Source organism: Candidatus Nitrospira nitrificans (genome assembly GCF_001458775.1).
In the GTDB taxonomy this organism is placed as follows: Bacteria; Nitrospirota; Nitrospiria; order Nitrospirales; family Nitrospiraceae; genus Nitrospira_D; species Nitrospira_D nitrificans.
In genome coordinates, this window is record NZ_CZPZ01000001.1 from 396,664 (window position 1) to 419,308 (window position 22,645).

Consider the following 22,645-nt stretch of genomic DNA (forward strand, 5'->3'; position numbering starts at 1 on the left):
GCGACGGTCATCGGATTTCGGCCAACTTATTCTTCGCCAACTTTGACTCGTCCGATGAGGGGAACTCCTCAAGGACTCGCTTCAGATTTTTTCTCGACCTGCCGAGATCGCCGGTCTCTGCCGTCGCTAAGCCAAGCTTATACAACGCCGCGGGAATCTTTTCGTTCCCCGGATATTCCGCCACGAGAGAGTCGAACGTATGGATGGCCCGCCCATAGTCTTTCAAGTTGTAATACGACTCTCCCAGCCAATAGTGGGCGTTCGGAGTCAGAGACGTACCGGAAAAATCCTTGATAAACCGCTGGAACCCGGCGACCGCAAGTTCGTATTTCCCATTGAGGTAATCATTATAGGCCAGATTGAAGGCAGAGGTCGGCGTGATACCGGACACTATCCCCGCCGGTTCGGCAAGCGGCGTCTGCTTGACGGGTCTGGAAGCGCGCGGCTCAGTCGGGGAATCCGCCCTGGCAGATGCCTGGCTGGCGACCTCTTCCAGCTTTGCCAATCGACTTTCAAGCTTTTGAAAGCGAGTCGCCAGATCATCAAATCGCACCTTCGCGGGATCGGTCTCCTTACTTCGCTCGACGGTTTCCAATCGGCGCATCACGGCATCCACCCGTTGATGATCCTGATCCTGCGTTCGGGAGATGGTCGAGAGCTGATTGCGCATTTCCATAAAATCGGCATGTTTGGCGCAGCCCACCAGCACGACCGTCGACGCCAACAATCCCCATGCCGCGGAATGAGACACAAGTGTACGGACATGCATGTTGCTACCGCACCTCCTTGAGCTGCGCTAGTTTATCCGAAGCCTTCCCCGCCTCAACAGTTTTCGGGTAGAGGGTGACGACCTGTTTAAAGGCGGACGACGCTCGCCTTTTATCTTTTAATGCCAGATAGGCATAGCCCTTTTTCAAGATTGCAGCGGGCACCTTTTCGCTGCCGGGATAGTCGATCTCCACTTTATCGTAGGCATCGATCGCTCGCTGAAACTCTTTCTTGCCGAAGTACGACTCCCCCAGCCAAAACCGGGCATTCGGCGCGAGGGTGGAGTTTGGATACTCATCGAGAAATCCGGCGAACCCTTGCCGAGCGCCTTCCAAATCCCCGTCCCGAAACAACCCCAATACCCGCTCATACCGACCCCGATCAGGTGGATCGGCGCTGGCTTGAACCGGTTCAAACTTCGGTGCTTCTTGAGGAGGAGAGATCGTTGTTGAACCACCCGTCGTCTCCGGGCCCGCAGACAACTTTGCCGTCTCGCCTCCTTCTACCGTGGGCTCATTGACTCCCGGTGCGGAGTGGTGCGCGGGTTTGTGAGCCGGCTGAGGAGAAGCAGGCTTATTGGATACCTGCTCAAGAGCTTTCGCCAAGCCATCGATTCGTCCATCCTGCTCATCAAGGCGAGCCGTGACTTTTTTTCCGACAGCTTCAAGCGCCCTCGTAATGGAGACCACGCTTCGGTTGACATCTTCCGCATGGGTGGCGGTCGCTTTTGAATCGACATCGATTTTCGACGTCAAGTGCTTGGTAACCTGCTCATGCTCGCCCACGCGATCATTCAGTCCGGTCAGCGCCTCCCGAAATCCCGTCAGCGCCTGATTGAACTGCGTGAACTTGAGAGAGATCTGTTCAATCTTATTCTGGTGCTCGGCTAACTCCTTTTGATGCCCTTCCATCTTGACATCGACGCGTTTTGCCAACCCCTCGTTCGTGCGCTGGACGACATCGATGACCTCTTTTTTCAACGTCTCCATGGCCTTCGAGAGCTCGTCGAGCCGGGCCGACACCTTCACATCCTGCGTCTCGAAGCTCTTCTGCATCCACAGATACCGCGTGCTGCTGTCGGCTTCGAGCTTGGCCGCCAATTGTTCAAGTTTTTTTGTCTGCTGCTCCAACTGGGCCGACCGATGCTTGAAGTCCTCCTGTTTCCCCTGGAGCTCTCGTGCCTGGTGCAGAGCCTTATCCAGTTCTCCTCGCAGCTGCGGCAGTTCAAATTCGCGCAAGGTCGAAATTTCCTGGCTCTGCCTGGCTCTGGTCTGGGACAGCTGCTGCTGAAGATCTTTTTCGGCTTTCTTCAGGTCGGACTGCTGCGCGACACAACCGGGCAGAAGGAGACCGCCCACGACGATACCGAGAAGCACACCATGCGCGGTTCGTAGTTGAAACGTCATGTTCTGAGATCCAAACGACCGCTTACGATCAGGATACGTTCAGGCGAGCGGCGCAATCGGCTCACTACTTTCCTGTCTTGACAACGAGATGTCCACGGCGATTCTGCGAATAACACGATTCTGTATGTTCCGTGCAGAACGGCCGTTCTTTGCCGTACGAGACGACCGACAAATACGTGGGAGCCACCCCCAGCTCGACGAGGTAATTCCGAACGGCTTTCGCGCGTTTCTCACCCAACACCAAATTATACGCCGACGTGCCGCGCTCATCACAATGGCCTTCGATTTTCAGCTGTGCGGTCGGATTCGATCTGGCCCATTCCGCATCGCCGGCAAGGGCATGACGCCCTTCGTCGGTGACTGAAAAACTGTCATACGCGAAAAAGACGTCCCGAAGTCCGGCTGCCACCGACGCCACCTGCTCCGCACGAATTTCAGCCAACTGACGAGCGGCCGAGCCGGAATCCGCTTTGGCAACCATCGCGTTGGCATGGCCGGCACCGCCCGGACTCCCTGTATTGCCGGCCTGTCCGCCCAACCGTTCTTCCGAAGGATTGCGATCCAACCCCCGCAAGTTATTCGACTCATCGCGTCCGGAGAACGACGTGTCGGGAAAACCTGAACTCGTGCCGTCTTTGCTCCCCCCTCCCTTGGCCATCTCGTCTTGCAACGCCTGTATATCCCCCCCGGATCGAACCGCCTTCTTCGAGCAGGCCGGCATTCCCAGTACGATAATCCCAAGGATCAACGGCAGACAGCTGACTGGTATTTTTTTCATTGGATTCCTTCCCTCCTGTGAAATACCGTCCCTTTTTCTTACAACCTAGGACGATTGCCGTCAATGCCTTCCTGGAAATTTACGAGGCCGGGGACCAGGACGGTGCGCTATTGTGCGTGCCGGTGAACGTAATGCGCTCGAGATCTTTCCCGTCGGCATCAATCATGTAGATCTGACTCTTCCCCTCCACCGTCGAGCTGAAAACGAGATGCCGTCCGTCCGGCGACCAAGACGGAGAATCATCCACGCCCAACCCTGTCGTGAGTTGTAGCCGTTTCTGACCGTCGGGAGTGATCACACACAGTTTGTACTCTTTTTTGGGAGTCCGGCACACATAGGCAATCCAATTTCCTCGAGGCGACCAGGCCGGCGCCGCGTTATAGTCTCCTTCGAACGTCAATCGACGCACATTGGATCCATCCGCGCTCATGAGGAAAATCTGTGGTCCCCCGCTCCGATCGGACGTAAATACGAGCTCTCGGCCCGATGGAGACCATGAGGGCGATAAGTCCCCGGCCGCATGCGTGGTCAGTCGTTGAACGGCTTTCGTCTTGGTATCCAATCTGTACAATTCTGCATTCCCTTCATGGCTTGATGAGTAGGCCAGCGAATTCCCGTCGGGAGAGAGAACCGGCGTGATATTCAACCCTCCTTGAGCGACGAGTGTCCATCGCTTCCCCGTGGCCAGCTCGATCATGTCGATATCCTGCGTGTTCCGATTGCGGTATGTCGTGAAGACCAAAAATCGGCGATCCGGCGACCAACGTGGCATCAGATTCAAAAACCCATCGGCCGTCAGCTGACGCGGATCATATCCATCGTAATCCATCACGAATAATTCACGAGCCGTCCCCAATTCCGAGACATAGGCGATCTTCGTCCGGGCGATTCCCGGCTCTCCCGTATAGCGAAAGACCAGCTCATCCGCAAAGCGATGGGCCATGAGGCGAGCGACCGATGTCGAGCCGACATAGCGTTTCCCGCCCACGACTTCATTGTTCCCGGCGTCATACACATAGCCATCCATGCTGAGATCGGCGTCCTTGCTCCCACTCTTCATTCCCGCCTGACCCCACACAATGACCGACACCCCATTCTCGGCAGCTCGTTTGAACGAGGGATCGGGCTCAGCGCCGAGGTGACCGACCTTAATGCCAAGGCTCGGCAAATCGACCAGCGCAAAGACCAGCGAGCGCCGCACGTCCGCCTTGAGCACGTCTTCAATGCGCGTGCCGAGCTTCACGCGCGCCTCGGGTGACTCCGACCCGCCCAGATTTTCAATCCCGGCGATCCCGAGCGGAATCTTTTGAAAATCCGATCTCGTGGCTTCAAGAAAGACATCGGCGGCGCCGGATTCAATGATCCACGCCACACCGATCGATACACACAGGCTGACGAGCACGACAACTCGAAACGTCATGGCTTATCCTTGTGGCTCTCCGACGGTAAAGGTGAAATGGGCATCAAAATACAGATCCGTGATATCAGATGGAAACACCGGCAATGGGTTGGCGCTGATCACAGCCCGTTTCCCGGCCAAATCATAGTACTCGTTTCCGGACGATTGTTCGATCGTCACACCGGTGACCGATCCGTTCTTATGGAGTCTGAACTGTATGACAACGACATACGCATGGCTGGTCAGATCCATGGGCGGGGCATTCCAAGCATTACTGATTCGCTTCCGCACAAGCGCAAGATAGGCGTTAGAACCAGGAGCCATTCCGGGAACCTTCAGCGCGGTGTCGACAGCCTTGGCGCTCTGGGCCTTCGCTTCAACCTGAGTCACAGGTTTTGTCGGCACATCCACCGGCGGCGCTGCTTTCGGCACCTCAAGTGTCTTGATTTTCTTCAATTCCTCGTCTAATTCCTTCGCCACATCTTCCGTCAAGGATGAGGACGGAACAGAGGCAACCGGCTTTTTTTGCGTCGTCTCCTTGGTTTCCGACACGACCGGCACATCCGGCAGCTTCATCGCAGGCGCTTTTTTTGGTTTGTCCTCGGGACTGATGTCGCCGCGTGTTGGAGCATCCGGAGGCAACTCAATATCTTTCATGATATCGCGCATCAGATCATTCGAAGGCTTTGCGGGAGTCACTGGTGGAGAAACAGGCGCGGCGGTCACCGGCGGAAGAGGCGCGGGCGCTTTCACAGGAGGAGCGAATTTCGACGGTTCAATAGGTTTCGGCTGTTCAACGGATTTGGGTGGCGTAATGGTTTTCGCGCGCTCGATGGGCTTCGTCTGCTGTACCGGCTTGGGTTGTTCTATCTCTTTCTTAATCGGCGGACTTTTCTGAGGGTCAACGGCCTTTTCCGGAAGCGTCGGCAAACTCGCGAGGGAAATCTCAATCGACGTCAGAGGCCGTTCACCATGCCGTGGCAGTCGAACCCAGCCCACTATCACCAGTATGCCGATATGAAGGACCAGAGAGACGACGACGGCAAGGCCCAAGCGACGAGTCAGTCTCGCCTGCCATTCATCATCCGAAACCATGCCGGCTGATGCCCAAGCCTGCACCGTGGACCTTATCCTACTGATTGTGTTGGGATGGCGTACCCTCACTGACACGTTCAGGTCCGGTGGGATCAGTCACCATGCCAAGTTTCTCGATACCGGCTTTTTTGACTCCATCCATCACCTGAACCACTATTCCATATGGCACGTCGCGGTCGGCGCGCAAATACAACGAGACATCGACATGCTCTTCTTTCATCATGCGCAACTTCCGTTCCAGCTGAGCCACGCTCACCTGATCTTTGTCGAGATAGAGGCGTTGATCTTTTTCGATCGTCAGCACCGCTCGAATTTCCGGCTTGATCGTGTTCGACGCCGAAGTCGGCAACTTGATGTCCATGCCTCGATAGAGCATCGGTGCCGTGACCATAAAGATCACCAGAAGCACCAGCACCACGTCCACAAGCGGAATGACGTTGATTTCCGCTAAAAATCGACGCTGCCTTGTCTCAAACATCATCCCTTCGCTCCAACGGAAACCGGAGCGACAGGTCTCGTCTGGGCTGGAATCAAGGCCAGGAGCTCCACCACGACCGAATCCATATGCATGGCGGCACGTCTGATGCGTACGAGAAAATAATTATAGGCGATGACGGCGGGAATCGCGGCAAACAATCCGGCTGCGGTCGCGATCAAGGCTTCGGAAACGCCGGGAGCCACAGCCGCAATGCTGGCTGTGCCTTGCGTGCCGATTTCCCGGAATGAGTCGATAATGCCCATCACCGTCCCCAAGAGCCCCACGAACGGGCAGATATTGCCGGTCGTCGCAAGAAACGGAAGGAACGATTCCAACTTGGCGATTTGTCCCTGGACAAGATGAGCCGCCGTCCGCTCCATCACATGTCGATCATACGCAATGGAACCGTGTTCGTTCATCTCGGTGGGGAGATAACCGATCCGTTGAATCACGGTATGAAAAATCTTTGCGCAGGGACTTCCGATCGTCTGTTGCGCATGCCGAGTGACATCCTCCACATCTCTGGCCCGTAGCAATACGGCCATAAAATGACGATCTTTTGCATCAGCGGTGCGAAACACGGCCAGTTTGTAGAAAATGATGGCCCAGGACGCAACCGAAAAGCAGACCAGGAGGACGAGGACCACCTTGGACACGATCCCGAGCGACAGAATGACTCCTAGTGGGCCGGCTTGAAACATACGAGTCTCTACTCTCCCTCCTCAGCGCTCATGAGTCCTTGGCAAAGTGGATTGTACCAAACTCTGAAGAAAATGGCGGGGCCGACGGGATTTGAACCCGCGACCTCCAGATTGACAATCTGGCGTCCTAACCAGGCTGAACGACGGCCCCGCAAAATCTATCGATGGCAGAACAACAGCACGACAAGACGAAGTCGTTGGTCGCCGATCAATTCCTGCGTGTAGGAACAGACCCTCCACACAGCAAACACACTTCCTGCCTCTGCGTACCACACTTTTACATGGTAGGCGGAACAGGGATTGAACCTGTGACCTCTGCCTTGTAAGGGCAGCGCTCTCCCAACTGAGCTATCCGCCCGATTTTCTTGGCAACCGCTGCGGAGGGTATCAAGTCCACGATTCCTTGTCAACGGGTTCACGTCCCGTTCATCACGCTCCATAATATACTGATTCCTAACTATTTAGGCTTCGTGGAATTTTGCACGTCCGACTGCCGTCGGCCACGCTGTCGTGGGAAATATCGGCGATGGATCTGTCGTAACCGGCTGCCTTCCACATGCGTATAGATTTGAGTCGTCGCGATGTCTGCGTGCCCCAACATTGATTGCACGACTCGCAAATCGGCTCCTCCCTCCAGCAGATGCGTGGCAAAGGAATGCCTCAGCATGTGCGGAGAAATCGATTTGGAAATGCCGGCGCGTCGCGCCCGCCGCAGAAGCAGCTTCCAACATGCCTGCCTCGTAAGCCCTCGTCCTCGCCGGCTGATGAACAGCACACGGGACGATCGCCCTTTGAGTAGAACGGGTCTCACATGCTCCACGTAATCCACCAACATCTTGACCGCAACCTGTCCCATCGGGACGACCCTCTCTTTGGCGCCTTTCCCGACGACTCGCACGCAACCCAATTGCATGTCGATCTGCGAAAGACTGAGTCCGACAAGCTCTGACACACGAAGACCCGCCGCATACAACAATTCCAACATCACGCGATCGCGTTGATCCTCGGCGTGATCACGAGCCGGCAGCTCCAGCAATGCCGTCATTTCCTCATGCGTCAGTGTCTTCGGTAATCGAACCGGCCGACGCACCGCCCTCATATCACGGAGCGGACTGGCCTCCACGAGGTTTTCCCGAATCAGAAAGCGATACCACCCTCGCATCGCCGAGAGGAGACGGGCAATCGATGACGCCGCAAGGGCCTCGTGTTTAAGCGATGCAAGGAAGGACCGTATCGTGTGCGGTGGGACAGGGGCTACCACACTGAGCTGATGCTCCATCAAGTATCGCTGCCACCGCGACAGGTCTCGGCGGTAGGACTCGAGCGTATTGGTGGCTAGTCCGCTTTCAATCCGCAGCTCGCTGAGATACCGTTCAAGCAGAGGATCCAGCAATGGTGCCGTTGGTTCAATCATGGCGGTCGGAGCACGAACTATAGCCAACTCGCTGCATCAGTACAATGCTGCCACCCGAGTACTCCTTGACAGGCCGCACCCTTTCCGATACTAGTCTGCCTACGGCCTACCGCCGATCGAACGTAATGCTCACCTACTCGTATAACCCCTCTTCCATCCCTGCATGGCCGCCGCTGATGGTCGCTATGGCTCTCGCGCTGACGCTCGGCAGCGGCGTCATGTCGGCTCAACCGGGCGACGCGGCAGCGGCAGATCCCGTCAAGGTCCTTCTTCCAAACCCACCGGTCTTGAACCAGGCCAAACACCTGATTGAGAAAGGGGACGCGGAAACCGCAGCCACAGTCTTGCGTCGATTCTTGACGACCACTCCACCACCCGAACATCTCGATGACACCTATCTGCTGCTGGGCGCCGCGTGTTATGGAATGAAGGACTACGCAGAGGCGCTCCGCTATCTGAACCAACTTCAGACGGAGTTTCCCGAATCCGACCTCCTGGACCGAGGCAAACTGATGTTGGCCCGCACCCATACCGCGATGGGCAATATCGACCTCGCGTTGCCGTTGCTGGCGCAAGTGCGGACAGCGGCATCGGACGACTCAACCAAACGCGAGGCCCAGCAGCTGACCGCCGAGGCATTCGCTCAAAAGAGAGACTATGTCCGGGCCATCCATACCTTGCTGGAAGGCATGGCCGGCAGTTCCGACGCACAGATGGCGGAGACACGGGAGCAGATTCGCCAATTCATCACCGAAAAGCTGGATAAAAAAGGGCTGACCCGGGTGCGGGATGCCTATCCTCGCTCCTATCCCGCCGACCTCGCGTCGCTTCGACTGATCGACTACTATATCGGGCGAGGCGAAGACCATTTAGCGGAACGGGAGACCCGGCATTTTCTCGCTGCGTTTCCTGCTCATCCCTCCGTCCCGAAAGCAAGCGAATCGCTGGAACTCATCAAGTCGAGATTGAAGGCCAACCAATATTTTATCGCGGCCGTCCTTCCGTTGTCGGGCCACTTGTCCCCCTTCGCCAATGACGTCCTGGAGGGCATTCAATTGGCGGTGGAACGGGCTCACGAGCAACCGGGCAGCCCATCCGTCGGATTGATCGTGAAGGATCATGATGCCGACCGGCTGGGCTTTTTGGACGATCTCTCGACGCTATTGCATGACGACCGTCCACTCGTCGTCATCGGCCCGATGTTGTCCAAAAACCTTCCGGTCATGGCTGAAATGGCGCAAAGAACCAGGATCCCGTTGATTACACCGGCAGCCACACTCCCCAATGTCCGTCGGTTGGGCAGTTACCTCTTCAGCACCTCGTTGACCTACGCCATGCAAGCCGAACGCATCGCGACCTACGCCGCGAAAGAACAGGGCTATCGACGATTCTGCATTCTCCACCCCGACACCGTCTATGGGCGAGAACTTGCCCGGCTTTTCGCGCAAGAGGTGCGCCGATACGACGGCGAAATCATCGCCATGGAAGCCTTCAAGGAAGGGGAAACGGATTTTGGCCCGCAGATCCAACGGCTCAAGGCGGAAGATCTGAAAAAGTATGGGCTGGCGGTTCCGATTGAAACGCCACGACAGCCCGGCAAGCCTCTCGGTCGAAACGAAAAACGCGTCCTCTACACGCCGGGGTTTGACGCAATCTTCATCCCCAGTCGTTCGCACGAGATCGGCCTCCTCGCCGCGCAGCTGGCGTTTCATGACATCAAAGCCCCGCTGCTGGGCACCAACGGCTGGAACTCGCAGGACTTCGCCCGCACCGCCGACCGGACTGTCGACGGTGCAACATTCGTGGATGGCTTCTTCGCCGACAGCCCGAACCCCGCCGTACAGGAGTTCGTTCAGCGGTACCACAAGCGCTTTCAATCGACTCCATCGCTGTTCACCATGCAGGGCTATGATGCGGCCAGAGTCGTCATCGAAGGAATCCGCCATGGGGCCACTTCCGGCGAAGCGCTCCACGAATTCCTCATAACCCAGCGCAACCTGCCGACACTCGCCGGACCGGCCAGTTTCGGACCAGACGGCACCCTGCACCGCCCGCTCTTTCTTCTGCAGGTGAAACAGGGTAAGTTTGTCCAGTTGGATTGATCGTCATGAATTCCCTCTCGCAAATCCTTCACACAATCTCGTACATGGGGCTCCCCTTGTTGTTTGCGATGGTCCTCCATGAATATGCCCATGGCTGGATGGCGGAGAAATGCGGCGACTCGACCGCAAAACGTGAAGGACGACTCACCATCAATCCACTGGCCCATATCGATCCGTTCGGTACGATCATCTTGCCGCTGATCTGTTTGTTGTTGCCCGGGAGCTTTCTGTTGGGCTGGGCCAAGCCGGTTCCGATTGACCCTCGGAATATGCATCAGCCGCGACGCGACATGGCGCTCGTGGCGGCGGCCGGTCCCGGGATGAACCTGCTGCTCGCCGTCGTCAGCGCCTTGCTCTTGGCGTTGATCTTGACGTTCGAGCCGACCCTGTCTCCTCGCAGCGCCACCGAGGCCGAAGAGTCCTCGGGTCTCCTTGCAACCCTCTTATTGAGCCCGATCGCCGTCATGGCGAAATATTCCGTAATGATCAACGTATTTCTCGCACTGTTCAACCTGCTTCCGATCCCCCCGCTCGACGGCGGACGGATCCTGACGGCGCTGTTGCCGTCGAAGCCGGCGATGACACTCGCGCGATTGGAGCCCTATGGCATGCTCATCCTGGTGGGGCTCATCGTGTTCGACAAAGAACTAGGCATTCTCCATACGATCACCGGGACCTTCGCCAAGGAGCTGTCCGGGACGATCTTGTCCACGGCGCTTGGTCTCCGTCCGGGAGTCGCAGAATGAGTACACCACGCGGACGAGTCCTCAGCGGCATGCAGCCCAGCGGCCTCATGCATCTCGGGAACTTTCTCGGCGCCTTAGAAAACTGGAAGGTGCTGCAAGAACAATATGACTGTTACTTCTTCGTCGCCGACTGGCATGCGTTGTCGACAAACTATGCCGACACGAGCCGCATCCGGACGTTCGTGCGTGAGATGCTGATCGATTGGCTTGCCGGGGGTATCGATCCGGAACGTTCCACCCTCTTTATCCAGTCTCGCATCCCGGAACACGCCATCCTCCACCTCTTGCTTTCAATGATGACGCCCGTTTCATGGCTTGAGCGCAATCCCACGTATAAAGAAAAACAAGATGAGATTAAGGGGAAAGACCTCACCACCTACGGCTTTCTCGGCTATCCGGTGCTACAAGCCGCCGACATCCTTTTGTACAAACCGGATTTTGTTCCGGTGGGAAAAGATCAACTTCCCCACCTGGAACTGACACGAGAGCTCGCGCGTCGATTCAACGATATCTACAAGGCCGCGGTGTTCCCTGAACCGAAGGAACACCTGACGAAGTTTCCCAAGGTGCTTGGCACCGATGGCCGTAAAATGAGCAAGAGTTACAATAATACGATCAACCTCTCCGATGCCGAACCGGTCGTCCGGCAAAAACTCAAGACCATGGTCACCGACCCAGCCCGTGTCAGACGGACCGACCCCGGCAATCCAGACCTCTGTCCCGTCTACGAATTCCACACCATCTATTCCCCGCAGGCAGTCAGGGACCAGGTCAACGCAGACTGCCGATCCGCTGCGATCGGCTGTATCGACTGCAAGAAACTCGTGGCGGACCGAATCGTGGAACAGTTGGCACCGATCTGGGACAAGCGCGCCAAACTCACGCACGAGCCGTCCCGCGTTGACGAGATCGTGGAGATCGGCAGTACGCGAGCGGCCGCGGTCGCCAAGGCGACGCTGGAGGAAGTAAACGAAGCCATGAAAATTTAGCCCGCAAACGCCCCTTGCCTCTCCTGCAAGATTTGCAAATCCGCAAGAAGAACAATCGAGTCAGTCCAATATTCCTCACAGGAGAGCTGTCAGCGAGGAGAGATCTCTCACAGGTCTGCGCGATAGCGCGACTTGTGGTATGGTGTCGCGTTCTGCGAACCATCTTTCTTTCTATTGGAACGAGACATGACTCAGATCCGGTGCCATCTGTCGGCGCTGATGATCGGCCTATTCGTCACAGCTTCCGTGTGGTCGGCCGTCGGCCCGCCGTGCGACACCTATCCGGCTGCCAAACAAACCCGCTGTACCGAGATCTGGAAAGAACTCAACAAGGAAGACGGACCGATCATCGCGCAGTTCGGACTCGATCAACAAAAACGGCGTGATGAAGGGAAGATCAACGCTCGGCAACATCTTGCCGAGAACATGATCTTTATCAAGCAATCGACTGAAAAGCGGATGGAGCGCCTGAAAGAACGCATGGGCAGGGAATAATCGCTACGGCCCAACCTTGTCACACACGAACAAACTGATTCGATTCCTTTTCAATGCCGATTTCGGTGTCCGGCCCATGACCGGTCACAACCGTAGTCGCCTCATCAAGGGTATAGAGTCGCTCACGAATCGATTCCTCGATGGTCTCAAAGTCGCCTCCCCATAAGTCCGTCCGGCCGATGCTTCCCCGAAAGAGTGTGTCCCCAGCCAACAGAAGCTTGTCGTTCGGCACATGAAAACTCATCGACCCAGGTGTATGGCCTGGTGTATGGATTGCCACAATCGGCGCCTGCCCCAGCATCACCCGTTCTTCATCCCCAAGCCAATGGTCCGGAGCCAGCGCCGGCACATACGACACCCCAAAAACCCGACATTGAAGTTCGAGGTTGTTCCACAGTTGCAGATCGTCTTGATGCAGGCAAATCGCCGCTCCGGTCGCCTTCTTGATCTCGCTGGACGCCAGAAAGTGATCGAGATGGGCGTGCGTATGGAGGATGCGGGTGACGGTGAACCCCAGTTGCTGCACCTCCTGGAGAATTCGTTCCGGCGCGCCACCGGGGTCGATGACGACCGCCTGCTTCGTGACGGGATCACCGATGATTGAGCAATTACAACCGAGGGGTGGAACCGAGAAGGTCTTCCGAATCAAGGCGGTCATGATACGAACATGCTACAGTCGAACGAGCAGGAAGCGCAAGCGAGGAACCTTCATTCTCCCTCCCTCTTCTCTACCGCTGAAACGTCTTCATCATGATTCCATCCGAGTCAAGCAGAAGCCGAGGCGCCGCCCGGTGATCCGGCAGGACCAATTGGATCTAAGGTGTGAGAAATTTGCCCTTACTGACCCGATCGTGTAGCCCATCGTCATCTGCTACGACACCCCGAGTAGTCCGCACTCTCGGTCGCCGACGACAACTGCATGAAATGACAGGATAACGACGACAGGATATCCGCCCGTGACTTTCATCCGAACGGCAAACCGGTGAGTCGCTGGAACGGTCATCGATCGGATATCACATGGACAAGTTCATCAGAAGTGTAGATAATCCACCCACCGAATTAGGAGGACTCACGCGTGCGCACCGAAACACTACTTGTTCGATGGTCGTTACAGGTCGGGTTCCTATTGGTCTTGGTTGCCTTTGGATGTACTCCGGATGACAGCCCATTCCGCGCCGAAAATGAAGTGCTCAAGAGACAGGTCCTCAAACAAGAGTCCCTCCTGAGCTCTTTACAGGACGGGAATAAGGTGATGCAGCAGCAAATCGATCTCCTCAATCAAGAGCTCCGGGATGCAAGGAGCACCACGGAAGCCGCAAAAAACGAAGCCAAACACCAAATCGAGCAATACGAGCTGCAACTGGCTGAGACCAAGCGAATGATTGCCTCGCAGATGACGGAATCCCTCAAAGTCGAGGAAAAAGGCGCCCAGTCCGATACGCTCCCCCGGCCTATGCCGACCGTGGCCAAAGTCGTTGAAGATGCGCTGGCACGCAACGGATATCACCTGAAGGTCAGCGTCAAGACCGATCAACGGGCGGTCTATGTGACGGAGCGCAAGATCTCCAACCCCGCTTCGCTCGAAGTGACGGGCTCGCGAAACCAATACCTCATTTCTCTGCAAGCGCTTCCTGACAGCCTCACAAAGCTCGGCGTGAAGGCGGAATTCGAACGAGTCGCACAAGGGGGTCGCATCTTAACCGTCAGTCACGAAGAAACGAGCGAAATCGAGCGCCGCCTTATCAACGAAATCAACAAAGCACTCGACAGTCCCGCCAAGACATAAGCCTTCGACGGACGACGGCCACAATCACCGGTTTTCTTGGTCCGGTCAAGGCCTCGTGCTAGCATTGCCCTCCGATGGCTCTGTCAACCAGCGTGCACGATCTCCGTACTCTCATTCGCTCCTCCCATCCTCTCGTCGTCATTGAAACAGTGGAGGAGGAGCGGGTCCTGGCCCTACTACAATCGGTGACCGCGCAGGAACGCATGCCGTTGTTCGAGTGGTCTATCACCAGAGGACTCACTCGCGCCGACGAGGGCGCGACACTCAGTAAGATGACCGCGACCCCCTTGGCTGTCCTGCAGCATCTTCATGGGTTGACCGTCGAAGCGGTGTTTTGGCTCAAGGACCTCGGCCCGCACCTGCAAGATCCCGCTGTCTGCCGACAACTTCGAGAGGTTGCCGCCATCTATAGTCGATCACGGGCCACCTGCGTGCTGACCGGTCAGCCGATCACGCTGCCGCCGGATCTCGACAAAACTGCGGTGCGGCTCGACCTCAAACTGCCGAACCAAGATGAACTCCGATCGATGCTGCGTGGGTTGCTCCAATCGTTGGGACCTCGCACGACTTCTCGTCCACGGCCCACGCCCCTCGCGCGCGGCATTCCCGGTTCGATCACTGAACCCAACACTGCCGCAAGCGGCCTCTCGCCTAAGGAGTCCGAAACTATCCTCCGTGCCCTACAAGGATTGACGCTCCATCAAGCCCGTCAGGTCATCGCCCAATGCCTCGTCGAACGGGGCACTCTCTCCGCCGGGGATGTCCAAACCATCCTGCAGCGCAAGGTGCAGGCGATCAAGGACGGAGGTCTCTTGGAATACTATCCCTTGGAGGACAATCGGTTTGAATTGGGAGGCTTTGCCAATCTGAAGTCCTGGTTGGATCGCGCCCAAGTTGGGTTTACCGCCGAAGCCAAATCGCTCAATCTCACCCCGCCTCGCGGCATCATGTTGGTCGGTGTGCCGGGCTGCGGCAAGTCGCTTGCCGCCAAGGCAATCGCACGGGAGTGGAAACTTCCGCTCCTGAAACTCGACGCCGGTCGGTTGTTCGACAAGTTCGTCGGCGAATCGGAAAAGAACTTCCGCAAAGCGATCGACATGGCGGAGTCCTTGTCCCCGATTGTTCTCTGGATCGATGAAATTGAGAAGGCGATGGTCGCCGGCGGAGGAAACGGCGACGCCGACGCGGGATTGAGCCGACGACTCTTTGGTGCCTTTCTCACTTGGCTGCAGGAAAAAAGACAAGATGTGTTCGTCGTCGCCACGGCCAACGACCTGTCGTCGTTGCCTCCCGAACTCCTGCGCAAAGGGCGGTTCGATGAAATATTTTTCGTCGATCTGCCGGACGATGTCGAACGGGAAAGCATCTGGACGATTCACCTCGGCCTTCGGAAGCAGGACAGCAAGAAGTTTGACCTGGGCAAGATCGTCAGCGCAAGCGCCGGCTTCAGCGGGTCGGAGATCGAACAGGCAGTGGTAGCAGCCCTCTATCGAGCGCTGCACCAAAAAACTCCGCTCACGACTGATCTGCTCATCGAAGAATTGACCCACACGGTGCCGCTCTCCGTCACGCGGCGTGAAGACATCGATGCACTCCGACAGACAGCCGAAGGCCGATTTGTGAACGTGCGGTAACCACTGATGCCGTTCTTCCTGATCATAGCCGTTCTTGCGATCGCGACTCTCATGGGCTGCACCAAGCCAGCCCAGACGCTGAAGAGGGGAATCGGTGCGCCCGCAATCTCAGCGGACAAGACAGAGCCTCGTGATGGACCCGCACCGCCCCATCCTTCTCCCGGACCAGCCTCTGGAAATCACCCGACTGCCTTCATCACGTCTCTCCCCAGTCGATCGGCGATCGTCGAATCTGCGGCGCGACTGGTCGGAGCGCGAACGATTACAAGCCAAGGCAAACGAATCGCCTACGACTGTGCGGGGGTGACACGCGCCATCTTCCTGGAGCACGGGATCGACCTGTATCATGGAGCGTTTACCGACCCGAAGGGAAACGGCGTCCGGCTCATCCACAACCACGTGCGTCGGCACGGAACCCTTCTTCGAGGGTCGAACGTCAGCCCAGGCGATCTCGTGTTTTTTGATAATACGTGGGATTTTAACGGAGACAACACACTGAACGATCTCCTGACCCATGTGGGAGTCGTCGAACGGCTGGATCCAGACGGCACTGTGGTCTTCATCAGCCGCGTCGCCGACGCTGTCCAGCGCTACAACATGAATTTGGACCAGCCTCATGTCCATAAGACCGCTCAAGGCCGTGTCCTCAACGACTATATCCGGCGGAAACACCCAACCGATCCAGACAATGTCGCTCGTCTGACCGGCGAGCTGTTTTCCGTCTATGGAAACCTTCTAAGCCCGCAGAAACATATTTCTTCGGGAAAAACGGGGGCTCAGGATTCGAGCCAGCAACGGACTGCTGTTTCTCTGTCCTCAGAATTACCCGAACAATGACGCTGACTTCCGGCGCGCCATCGAGCAACCCCGCCCGAATGATAGAGATGTGTATCAGGCCCCCGACTGCCCCATCGCCAATGCCCCTGTCGCGGCTACAGAACAAACGGCTGATCTCCGATAAGAAGGTATAACGTGACTGACTCTTCACGAAGGAAGGCCCCTGAGTCCCTATTTTCTCATTGACCTGTTAGGATTATTCATATGGCACTCTCATCGAAACAGACGCAGATTCGAGAAACCAACCCGCTCCGGAGAACCTTGTCGGATGTTCGGCATGGACTCTTGGGATTGCATAAAGCCCTGATCGTCGCCGAACAGCTGACCTATGAGCGCATTTACGGTCGAGTGGACACCACCGGCCAACTCTTACAATTGGTGATGAACGACCCGTGGTTTACCTGGCTGCATCCGTTGTCCAACATGGTCGTCCATATCGATGAATTGCTCGATGGGAAGGACCAACTGAGCGTCGACGATGTAGCGGTCTTGTTGACCGAGGTGCGAACGCTCATCCGCCCCTCGGAACTCGGTGACGGATATGAACGCAGTTATTATGAGGCGCTGCAGCGGGCCCCCGACGTTGTCCTGGCACATTGCGAAATGAAGAAGTTGCTGACGCTCCCCTCCCTGTAGGATCGATCGCCGTTCAACACAAGACAAGTACCGGCCGTCGGTCCTCACGGGCCGACGGCGCTGTATTGCCGCGAGAGGCTCTTCATGAGAACCTCCGGCGCAATCTGTTGCAGGAGGCTCTATGAATAGGCGACACTGAGCCAGCTTACAAACAGCATGCAGATGCTTTCCACCACCATCCGCGCCACGTTTGCTCTCATCCTTCTGCTGTCCCTGGGCTTCAGTCTCGTCCTCGCGCAAGTTCGCCAGATCGATGTCTTGATCACGCTCGTCAAAGACAGAGTCGTTGCGCTTCCAGGAGGCGGCAGTCCTGTCGAAGAACCCTTGGGGGTCAATGAAACACTCGTCACCACGGGGTCTCAAGGGCCGGCCGGCTTTGCCCAGACCACCCGCCGGCTTTTAGGCTTTTCATCCGGCTTGCGGCGATGGACGGAAATGCAGCTGGGCATCGAGGAGCAGGTTGACCGACATCAGATATTGCCGCGCCTCATCGTGGTTCAGACCAACCGGCGAGTCCATGGGTTTCAAGAGAGTCGCGGTCATTGGTTCAGCGATCCGTTGGGGCCGAATGAAACCGTCAAACAACTGCGGGGTCGCGGCCATGTCATCGTTGTGGTGACCTCCGAGCGAGCCCTGGCGTTTTCCGCGTTCACCGGAGGCGTCTTCGCGGTGCGCTGGTCGGCGCACGAACAGATGCAATCCATCGACCAGACGAACGACGTGACCGTGATCCAGACCACCACGCGCCAACTGGCCTTTCGCTCGCAAACAGGCGGATGGACAGAATTGAGATAGCGCCGTTCCGTTTCAGCGATCAAGAGTGACCCGTCTCGTTTCCATGCCGGTAATACTTCACTCCTCCGGAAAACCGACGATTCAAACAGAGATCGGCGACCGCGATACATTCGAGACCGAACGGCAGATATCCCGCATAGCCTAGCAAGGGCATCTCGAACATCTGAAACCGATGCACGAACGGAATGGCGTATTCCCAGTGGGCAAGGCTCTTCCAGTTCCACAGCTCCCAAAAGATTCCACAAATCAGGGCTGCGATTGCCGGCACCCAGACGCTCCGCCAATCGCCCCGAGCGAGCGGTGAAAGGATGGTCGGTCTCCCGGCCAGCGCCTCAAGCGAGACCACGAGCAACAACGGGCCAATCCAGACGAAGGGGAAGAGATAATTGGGCCAGAGTCCGACGCCGAGGAGTCCGAGGCAGGACAATAGAAGAAGCGACCAACTCGCCGGCTTCGCGGTGAGGGGACGCACCGGTCGAAACCGACCCATGCCAGCACTGGCGGCGGGATACGACGTCAACAGCTCCGCCGTGCCGATGACGGCCGGCAGCACGGTGGAGAACGGAATCGTGGCTCGAACGAAGTACTCGAGCGCCGACGGCTCGACGACACCGACGTAATACCAGTTCTGCACGAAACGATTCAGATACTCGAGCAGCCACCAGAAGGCGGCGCTTAGCGGAAACAGCGAGAGAAAGTAGCGTGGTCGATAAAGCATCATGCATCGGCCGGTGCGAGCGAACGTGGCGGCATTCACGGTCACGATGTAGCTCAGCCACAACGGCGTGAAGGTATGTTCCTGAGCGGCCGTCATCCAAGGGAAGCGGGTCCAGGCCAGCACCCACCAGAGCCCCATCCATCCGATTCCGAGCCAACCCCACCAGGGGAGCGTGAAGCGCTTCTGCAAGAACTGATGATTGTGATGACCGATTGATAGCTGATGATTTGTGACAGTGATCCGAAAGAGAATTGGTCCGAGGAATGTGACAATCAAGAGCGACAGAGCGATGAAGACCAGCCGAGAGAACGGTTCATGCCGCACGTAGCTGGTACGCGGAGGAAATTCAAGATAGCGTCCGAGCGGTTCACCAACCAGCAGTACGCCGAGAAGCGGCAGCCCGAGCACCAGCGCAACGCAGACGCAGATGACACCGGCTCGGCTCATGCCTTTTGGCCTTTACAGTCGACCTTCATCGAGTTCGATCACATCGGCCCAAGTGGTGACCGAAGGAAGGGAACTCACTGCCACGCCGCGCTTGGTCGCGATATCCTCCAAACGGCCTTGGAATCGCCGGCGAGCTGCATCATCTTTGGGACCGGAGACAAGCAGCCCTTGCGACCATTGCGTCACCTCCTGGCTAGACAGCATGCGGCCGTTAACCTTGACCCAGGCAAGCAGCTCCTCATCAGTCCCACCGACCAAGACTCGCTGTTCGAACGATTGCGCGTCGATCCCAAGAAAATCGACCAGATACTTATCGAACCCGACCGTGATGTAGTTATAGTCCTGAATCTGCCCGGCATGGCGCAGACGAATCTTGTCGATCAACCGCCCGAGATGAGCGATGCCGCCGAGGAGAGCCTTAGGGCTGCGTGGATAGCTTTGTTGCGTCATGGCTCGTTCCTCCCGACTATGAGTGTCACGTACGATACAGACATGACCGCAGTCGCGTCTAGTAGAAACCAGAGGAGGAGAAATTGCGTAGCCGGCACATTTAAGTTTTTCTCGACACTACCGATACAGACATCAGCGGCGAGGATGATATGCAGCTCCGATGCAGCTCAAGAAAATATGTCCGGTATCCCGCCAGCGTCCAGACCGACAACGGCGCTGGAGAGGGAACCCTCTTTGATCTCTCTCCGACGGGATGCCGAATGCAGAGCAGTGTCGCCCTGACGCCGGGCAGCTACCTCGCGCTGCATATCGAGGCGCCGGAAAGAGAATCTCCGCTCGCCGTCGAAGTCTCAATCGTGCGCTGGCACAAAGACAACCAGTTCGGGATCGAGTTTCTTCGATACGCGCAGGGAGTCCGTGAGCAAGTCACCGATTTGATCGAAGGCGGAGAAGTCTCCGTCGTTCCCAACCACGTCGATGAAACAGAACTGACCCTCAGCCCGGTCGCCGTCTAAACGCTGTTTCCCTGGAGCTGTCCCCTTTCGTCCCCTACACAGCCTTATTGAGCTTCAAGTCATAGCCGCCCTTCACCACTGTGCCGAGCGACCCATCTGCTTTTTGTTCTGTATACTCGATCTCAATCTTCCCGAAACTCAGCGACGCCTGATCCGTTGGAATGAGTTCCGATCCGACAGCCCCACCCTGCCGGTAGGAAGACACCAAACAGTCGCTGAACGTAATCTTGTAGTACTCCTGCTGTCCCTCGCCTGCCTTTCTCGCCACGAGCGTCGCATTCTTCAACCGTTCACCAGTGGCACAGGCCTGAAAGAGTTTCGGCGAGGCTTTGCTGAGCTTCGTCGCGAAATGAAAATCTTGCGCCGAGAACTTCCCCCCGCCCCCACCGCCGGCGAAATGATCACCCCCGGTTTGCGTGCCTCCGAACGACCACGAATCCAGGTGGATGTCTCCCTTGTGCTTCAGATCATTGCTCTCGCCTTCAATCCCGACAATCTTGAGGAAATAATCAACAGCCGCCATGATAGCCCTCCTCAGAATTCTTGAATATAGTAAGACGGGAGACAGGCTACGTTCCTGGACGGAACGCTGTCAATGAAGAAGCGCTATAGCCGGTGCAATCAATGGTTCTTAGGGGCTTTTTCGTTTAAATTCAAGATTGCTCACCAAACAATGATTCCCGACCCGTTTTTATTGCCATACACTGATCATGAAGAACTGGCACTCAGCCAGTCGCCGCGTAAACGCCTTCTCCTGACTTCCGCTACCTAATTTCTCCTGAACGACCCATCCGGATTAAGTTGAGTAGAACATCCTCGAGTTCTTTTGCTGCGATCGAAGTGCATAGTCCGTTCCGCCTTCCTCTCAACCCAACTTCGACGGTTCTCCGCTCATCCGCAAATGAAAAACTAAATGAGAAGCATGGAGGAGATAATCTCTGGTGCTCTGTGCAGCTGACTGACTAGTCAGTCAGCTCAGGAGACGGCCTTTTTTGTAGACCGATTCGCATGCAGATACTGATTGATCCCTGCTGCCATCTTTCTTCCTTCGGCGATGGCCCAGACGATGAGCGAGGCGCCGCGTTTGGTGTCGCCGCCGGCAAAAACGCCGTCGAGGTTGGTCATGAAATTCTCGCCCACTGATACCACTCCGCGGGCATCATACTTCACGCCCAGGTCATCGAGCAGGCCGTTCTTGACGGGGCCGGTGAATCCCATTGCCAACAGCACCAGGTCGGCGTTCATCTCGAACTCGGTACCGGGCATCGGTTCAAACTTGCCGTTTTCAAACGTAACTCGGCCGGCGTGGAGTTTTGTGACATGGCCATCGTGGCCGGTGAATTTCGTGGTGGACACGCTCCATTGCCGGTCGCACCCTTCTTCATGGGCGTGGGACGTGCGTAATTGCATCGGCCAGAGCGGCCAGGGTGTCGATTGCGCTCGCTGCGGCGGTGGTTCCGGCAGCAATTCAAATTGATGCGCTTCGACGCAGCCTTGACGGTGTGCCGTCCCAAGACAGTCAGAGCCCGTGTCGCCGCCGCCGATAATGACCACCCGCTTGCCCTTTGCCGTGATCGGCTCGTCGGTGAACGGGATTCCCGCCGTCCGCTTATTCTGCTGGGTGAGATATTCCATCGCGAGATGCACACCCTTCAGTTCGCGTCCCGGAATCGGCAGCTCGCGAGCCTGCTCGGCGCCCATCGTCAATCCCACCGCATCAAACTGTCGACGCAACTGTTCGCCGGTGATGTCTTTACCGACGGCGACGCTGGTTTGGAACTTGACCCCTTCGGCCTTCATCTGTTCCAACCGTCTGTCGATGACCCATTTCTCCATTTTGAAGTCGGGAATGCCATAGCGAAGCAGGCCTCCGACCCGATCGGATTTTTCGAAGACCGTCACCTCATGGCCGGCCCGAGCCAATTGCTGCGCGGCAGCCAACCCCGCCGGGCCGGAACCGACGATCGCCACCGTCTTGCCGGTCTGCACGACCGGGAGGATCGGGGTCACGAAGCCTTCGTTGAAACCACGATCGACGATGTTCCATTCGATGATGCGGATGGAGACCGGATCTTCATTGATGCCCAGCACACAGGCCCCTTCGCAGGGCGCCGGGCAGAGCCGACCCGTAAACTCGGGAAAGTTGTTCGTCGTGTGCAACGCTTTCAGCGCATCGTTCCAACGACCGCGATAGACAAGATCGTTCCACTCGGGAATCAGATTCACGACCGGGCAACCGGTGTTCCCTTGGCAAAACGGCACCCCACAGTCCATGCAGCGCGCGCCCTGGATCTTCAGCCTGTCCTCGGAGATCGGTTCGTACATCTCCTTCCAATCGAGCACACGCAGTTCGATCGGTTTGCGCTTCGGGCCCTCACGGGCATACTTTATGAAACCTTTCGGATCTCCCATCTTTCCTCAGTGCCTTTTACCGTTGACTCTTTAGCCCATGTTTA

Annotated in this window: 23 protein-coding genes and 2 tRNA genes; 10 read left to right on the top strand and 15 right to left on the bottom strand. The window is 56.9% G+C overall.

All coding sequences use genetic code 11. From position 1 onward, the window contains the following. Nucleotides 1–7: 7 nt before the first annotated feature. The 10 genes from ybgF (COMA2_RS01695) to xerD form a co-directional block, all read right to left on the bottom strand. Nucleotides 8–769, bottom strand: coding sequence for a tol-pal system protein YbgF (ybgF, locus tag COMA2_RS01695; RefSeq protein ID WP_090894072.1), 762 nt, complete (start codon nt 767–769; stop codon nt 8–10). Between the two features lie 4 nt (nt 770–773). Then, entirely contained in the window at nt 774–2,174 is a 1,401-nt protein-coding gene (gene ybgF, locus COMA2_RS01700; RefSeq protein ID WP_090894074.1) for a tol-pal system protein YbgF, read from the bottom strand. A gap of 64 nt (nt 2,175–2,238) precedes the next feature. Further along, nucleotides 2,239–2,952 (bottom strand): peptidoglycan-associated lipoprotein Pal, encoded by a 714-nt coding sequence (pal, locus tag COMA2_RS19665; protein ID WP_139076974.1) that lies wholly within the window; start codon nt 2,950–2,952, stop codon nt 2,239–2,241. A gap of 79 nt (nt 2,953–3,031) precedes the next feature. Then, nucleotides 3,032–4,372, bottom strand: a complete 1,341-nt coding sequence (tolB, locus tag COMA2_RS01710; RefSeq protein WP_090894076.1) for a Tol-Pal system beta propeller repeat protein TolB — start codon at nt 4,370–4,372, stop codon at nt 3,032–3,034. A gap of 3 nt (nt 4,373–4,375) precedes the next feature. Then, nucleotides 4,376–5,470, bottom strand: a complete 1,095-nt coding sequence (locus COMA2_RS01715; protein WP_139076976.1) for an energy transducer TonB — start codon at nt 5,468–5,470, stop codon at nt 4,376–4,378. A 13-nt stretch (nt 5,471–5,483) separates the two neighbouring features. Continuing rightward, nucleotides 5,484–5,927, bottom strand: a complete 444-nt coding sequence (locus COMA2_RS01720; RefSeq protein ID WP_090894079.1) for an ExbD/TolR family protein — start codon at nt 5,925–5,927, stop codon at nt 5,484–5,486. After that, nucleotides 5,924–6,625: a MotA/TolQ/ExbB proton channel family protein gene (locus tag COMA2_RS01725; RefSeq protein ID WP_090894081.1), complete on the bottom strand. Its 702-nt coding sequence runs from the start codon at nt 6,623–6,625 to the stop codon at nt 5,924–5,926. Before COMA2_RS01725 ends, COMA2_RS01720 begins: the two co-directional genes overlap by 4 nt. A 73-nt stretch (nt 6,626–6,698) precedes the next feature. Further along, nucleotides 6,699–6,776 (bottom strand) — tRNA-Asp (locus tag COMA2_RS01730). A 131-nt stretch (nt 6,777–6,907) separates the two neighbouring features. Next, nucleotides 6,908–6,983: transfer RNA gene (locus tag COMA2_RS01735), tRNA-Val, on the bottom strand. A gap of 99 nt (nt 6,984–7,082) precedes the next feature. Further along, a complete protein-coding gene (gene xerD / locus COMA2_RS01740) occupies nt 7,083–8,066 on the bottom strand; it encodes a site-specific tyrosine recombinase XerD (RefSeq protein WP_217490576.1) in 984 nt (327 codons plus the stop codon). Between the two features lie 158 nt (nt 8,067–8,224). Here xerD and COMA2_RS01745 point away from each other — a divergent pair, with 158 nt between their 5' ends. From COMA2_RS01745 to COMA2_RS01760, 4 genes are all read left to right on the top strand, one after another. After that, the gene (locus tag COMA2_RS01745) at nt 8,225–10,141 is read left to right on the top strand and encodes a penicillin-binding protein activator (protein WP_175304334.1); all 1,917 of its coding nucleotides are present in this window, start codon (nt 8,225–8,227) and stop codon (nt 10,139–10,141) included. Nucleotides 10,142–10,146: 5 nt separating this feature from the next. Next, nucleotides 10,147–10,887 carry a site-2 protease family protein gene (locus COMA2_RS01750; RefSeq protein ID WP_217490577.1) on the top strand — a complete coding sequence of 247 codons (741 nt, stop codon included), beginning with the start codon at nt 10,147–10,149 and terminating at the stop codon, nt 10,885–10,887. Then, nucleotides 10,884–11,876, top strand: a complete 993-nt coding sequence (gene trpS / locus COMA2_RS01755; protein ID WP_090894084.1) for a tryptophan--tRNA ligase — start codon at nt 10,884–10,886, stop codon at nt 11,874–11,876. The genes COMA2_RS01750 and trpS overlap by 4 nt, the downstream gene beginning before the upstream one ends. Before the next feature lie 186 nt (nt 11,877–12,062). Then, nucleotides 12,063–12,371, top strand: coding sequence for a hypothetical protein (locus COMA2_RS01760; protein ID WP_090894086.1), 309 nt, complete (start codon nt 12,063–12,065; stop codon nt 12,369–12,371). A gap of 19 nt (nt 12,372–12,390) precedes the next feature. Here COMA2_RS01760 and COMA2_RS01765 read toward each other — a convergent pair whose 3' ends face one another. After that, nucleotides 12,391–13,029, bottom strand: coding sequence for an MBL fold metallo-hydrolase (locus COMA2_RS01765; RefSeq protein ID WP_090894087.1), 639 nt, complete (start codon nt 13,027–13,029; stop codon nt 12,391–12,393). Nucleotides 13,030–13,446: 417 nt separating this feature from the next. Here COMA2_RS01765 and COMA2_RS01770 point away from each other — a divergent pair, with 417 nt between their 5' ends. The 5 genes from COMA2_RS01770 to COMA2_RS01790 all read left to right on the top strand — a co-directional run bounded on the left by COMA2_RS01770 (nt 13,447) and on the right by COMA2_RS01790 (nt 18,059). Beyond that, nucleotides 13,447–14,157, top strand: a complete 711-nt coding sequence (locus tag COMA2_RS01770; protein WP_090894088.1) for a hypothetical protein — start codon at nt 13,447–13,449, stop codon at nt 14,155–14,157. Between the two features lie 74 nt (nt 14,158–14,231). After that, entirely contained in the window at nt 14,232–15,791 is a 1,560-nt protein-coding gene (locus tag COMA2_RS01775; RefSeq protein ID WP_090894090.1) for an AAA family ATPase, read from the top strand. Nucleotides 15,792–15,797: 6 nt separating this feature from the next. Further along, on the top strand, nt 15,798–16,628 hold the full coding sequence (locus tag COMA2_RS01780) for an NlpC/P60 family protein (protein ID WP_090894092.1): 831 nt from the start codon (nt 15,798–15,800) through the stop codon (nt 16,626–16,628). 204 nt (nt 16,629–16,832) lie between these two features. Beyond that, entirely contained in the window at nt 16,833–17,264 is a 432-nt protein-coding gene (locus COMA2_RS01785) for a hypothetical protein (protein ID WP_090894093.1), read from the top strand. A 156-nt stretch (nt 17,265–17,420) separates the two neighbouring features. Then, nucleotides 17,421–18,059, top strand: coding sequence for an NYN domain-containing protein (locus tag COMA2_RS01790; RefSeq protein WP_090894095.1), 639 nt, complete (start codon nt 17,421–17,423; stop codon nt 18,057–18,059). Between the two features lie 19 nt (nt 18,060–18,078). Here the strand turns inward: COMA2_RS01790 and COMA2_RS01795 are convergent, their stop codons facing one another. Next, on the bottom strand, nt 18,079–19,224 hold the full coding sequence (locus COMA2_RS01795) for a hypothetical protein (protein WP_090894096.1): 1,146 nt from the start codon (nt 19,222–19,224) through the stop codon (nt 18,079–18,081). A gap of 12 nt (nt 19,225–19,236) precedes the next feature. After that, on the bottom strand, nt 19,237–19,674 hold the full coding sequence (locus COMA2_RS01800) for a DUF5069 domain-containing protein (protein WP_090894098.1): 438 nt from the start codon (nt 19,672–19,674) through the stop codon (nt 19,237–19,239). Between the two features lie 149 nt (nt 19,675–19,823). Here COMA2_RS01800 and COMA2_RS01805 point away from each other — a divergent pair, with 149 nt between their 5' ends. Continuing rightward, complete coding sequence (locus COMA2_RS01805; protein ID WP_090894099.1) at nt 19,824–20,189, top strand: PilZ domain-containing protein; 366 nt, start codon at nt 19,824–19,826, stop codon at nt 20,187–20,189. A gap of 34 nt (nt 20,190–20,223) precedes the next feature. Here the strand turns inward: COMA2_RS01805 and COMA2_RS01810 are convergent, their stop codons facing one another. After that, nucleotides 20,224–20,712: an Hcp family type VI secretion system effector gene (locus COMA2_RS01810; RefSeq protein ID WP_090894101.1), complete on the bottom strand. Its 489-nt coding sequence runs from the start codon at nt 20,710–20,712 to the stop codon at nt 20,224–20,226. 452 nt (nt 20,713–21,164) lie between these two features. Further along, complete coding sequence (locus COMA2_RS01815; RefSeq protein WP_090894103.1) at nt 21,165–22,601, bottom strand: glutamate synthase subunit beta; 1,437 nt, start codon at nt 22,599–22,601, stop codon at nt 21,165–21,167. Between the last annotated feature and the right edge of the window lie 44 nt (nt 22,602–22,645).

What these genes read in the sequence shown, in the direction of transcription:
- COMA2_RS01760 (WP_090894086.1), top strand. Translation starts at nt 12,063, where the DNA reads ATGACTCAGATCCGGTGCCATCTGTCGGCGCTGATGATCGGCCTATTC.
- COMA2_RS01775 (WP_090894090.1), top strand. Translation starts at nt 14,232, where the DNA reads ATGGCTCTGTCAACCAGCGTGCACGATCTCCGTACTCTCATTCGCTCC.
- COMA2_RS01795 (WP_090894096.1), bottom strand. Translation starts at nt 19,224, where the DNA reads ATGAGCCGAGCCGGTGTCATCTGCGTCTGCGTTGCGCTGGTGCTCGGG.
- COMA2_RS01750 (WP_217490577.1), top strand. Translation starts at nt 10,147, where the DNA reads ATGAATTCCCTCTCGCAAATCCTTCACACAATCTCGTACATGGGGCTC.
- COMA2_RS01785 (WP_090894093.1), top strand. Translation starts at nt 16,833, where the DNA reads ATGGCACTCTCATCGAAACAGACGCAGATTCGAGAAACCAACCCGCTC.
- pal (WP_139076974.1), bottom strand. Translation starts at nt 2,952, where the DNA reads ATGAAAAAAATACCAGTCAGCTGTCTGCCGTTGATCCTTGGGATTATC.
- tolB (WP_090894076.1), bottom strand. Translation starts at nt 4,372, where the DNA reads ATGACGTTTCGAGTTGTCGTGCTCGTCAGCCTGTGTGTATCGATCGGT.
- COMA2_RS01745 (WP_175304334.1), top strand. Translation starts at nt 8,225, where the DNA reads ATGGCTCTCGCGCTGACGCTCGGCAGCGGCGTCATGTCGGCTCAACCG.
- COMA2_RS01810 (WP_090894101.1), bottom strand. Translation starts at nt 20,712, where the DNA reads ATGGCGGCTGTTGATTATTTCCTCAAGATTGTCGGGATTGAAGGCGAG.
- COMA2_RS01780 (WP_090894092.1), top strand. Translation starts at nt 15,798, where the DNA reads ATGCCGTTCTTCCTGATCATAGCCGTTCTTGCGATCGCGACTCTCATG.
- COMA2_RS01765 (WP_090894087.1), bottom strand. Translation starts at nt 13,029, where the DNA reads ATGACCGCCTTGATTCGGAAGACCTTCTCGGTTCCACCCCTCGGTTGT.
- COMA2_RS01815 (WP_090894103.1), bottom strand. Translation starts at nt 22,601, where the DNA reads ATGGGAGATCCGAAAGGTTTCATAAAGTATGCCCGTGAGGGCCCGAAG.
- COMA2_RS01805 (WP_090894099.1), top strand. Translation starts at nt 19,824, where the DNA reads ATGCAGCTCCGATGCAGCTCAAGAAAATATGTCCGGTATCCCGCCAGC.
- COMA2_RS01725 (WP_090894081.1), bottom strand. Translation starts at nt 6,625, where the DNA reads ATGTTTCAAGCCGGCCCACTAGGAGTCATTCTGTCGCTCGGGATCGTG.
- COMA2_RS01790 (WP_090894095.1), top strand. Translation starts at nt 17,421, where the DNA reads ATGCAGATGCTTTCCACCACCATCCGCGCCACGTTTGCTCTCATCCTT.
- ybgF (WP_090894072.1), bottom strand. Translation starts at nt 769, where the DNA reads ATGCATGTCCGTACACTTGTGTCTCATTCCGCGGCATGGGGATTGTTG.
- COMA2_RS01800 (WP_090894098.1), bottom strand. Translation starts at nt 19,674, where the DNA reads ATGACGCAACAAAGCTATCCACGCAGCCCTAAGGCTCTCCTCGGCGGC.
- ybgF (WP_090894074.1), bottom strand. Translation starts at nt 2,174, where the DNA reads ATGACGTTTCAACTACGAACCGCGCATGGTGTGCTTCTCGGTATCGTC.
- COMA2_RS01720 (WP_090894079.1), bottom strand. Translation starts at nt 5,927, where the DNA reads ATGATGTTTGAGACAAGGCAGCGTCGATTTTTAGCGGAAATCAACGTC.
- trpS (WP_090894084.1), top strand. Translation starts at nt 10,884, where the DNA reads ATGAGTACACCACGCGGACGAGTCCTCAGCGGCATGCAGCCCAGCGGC.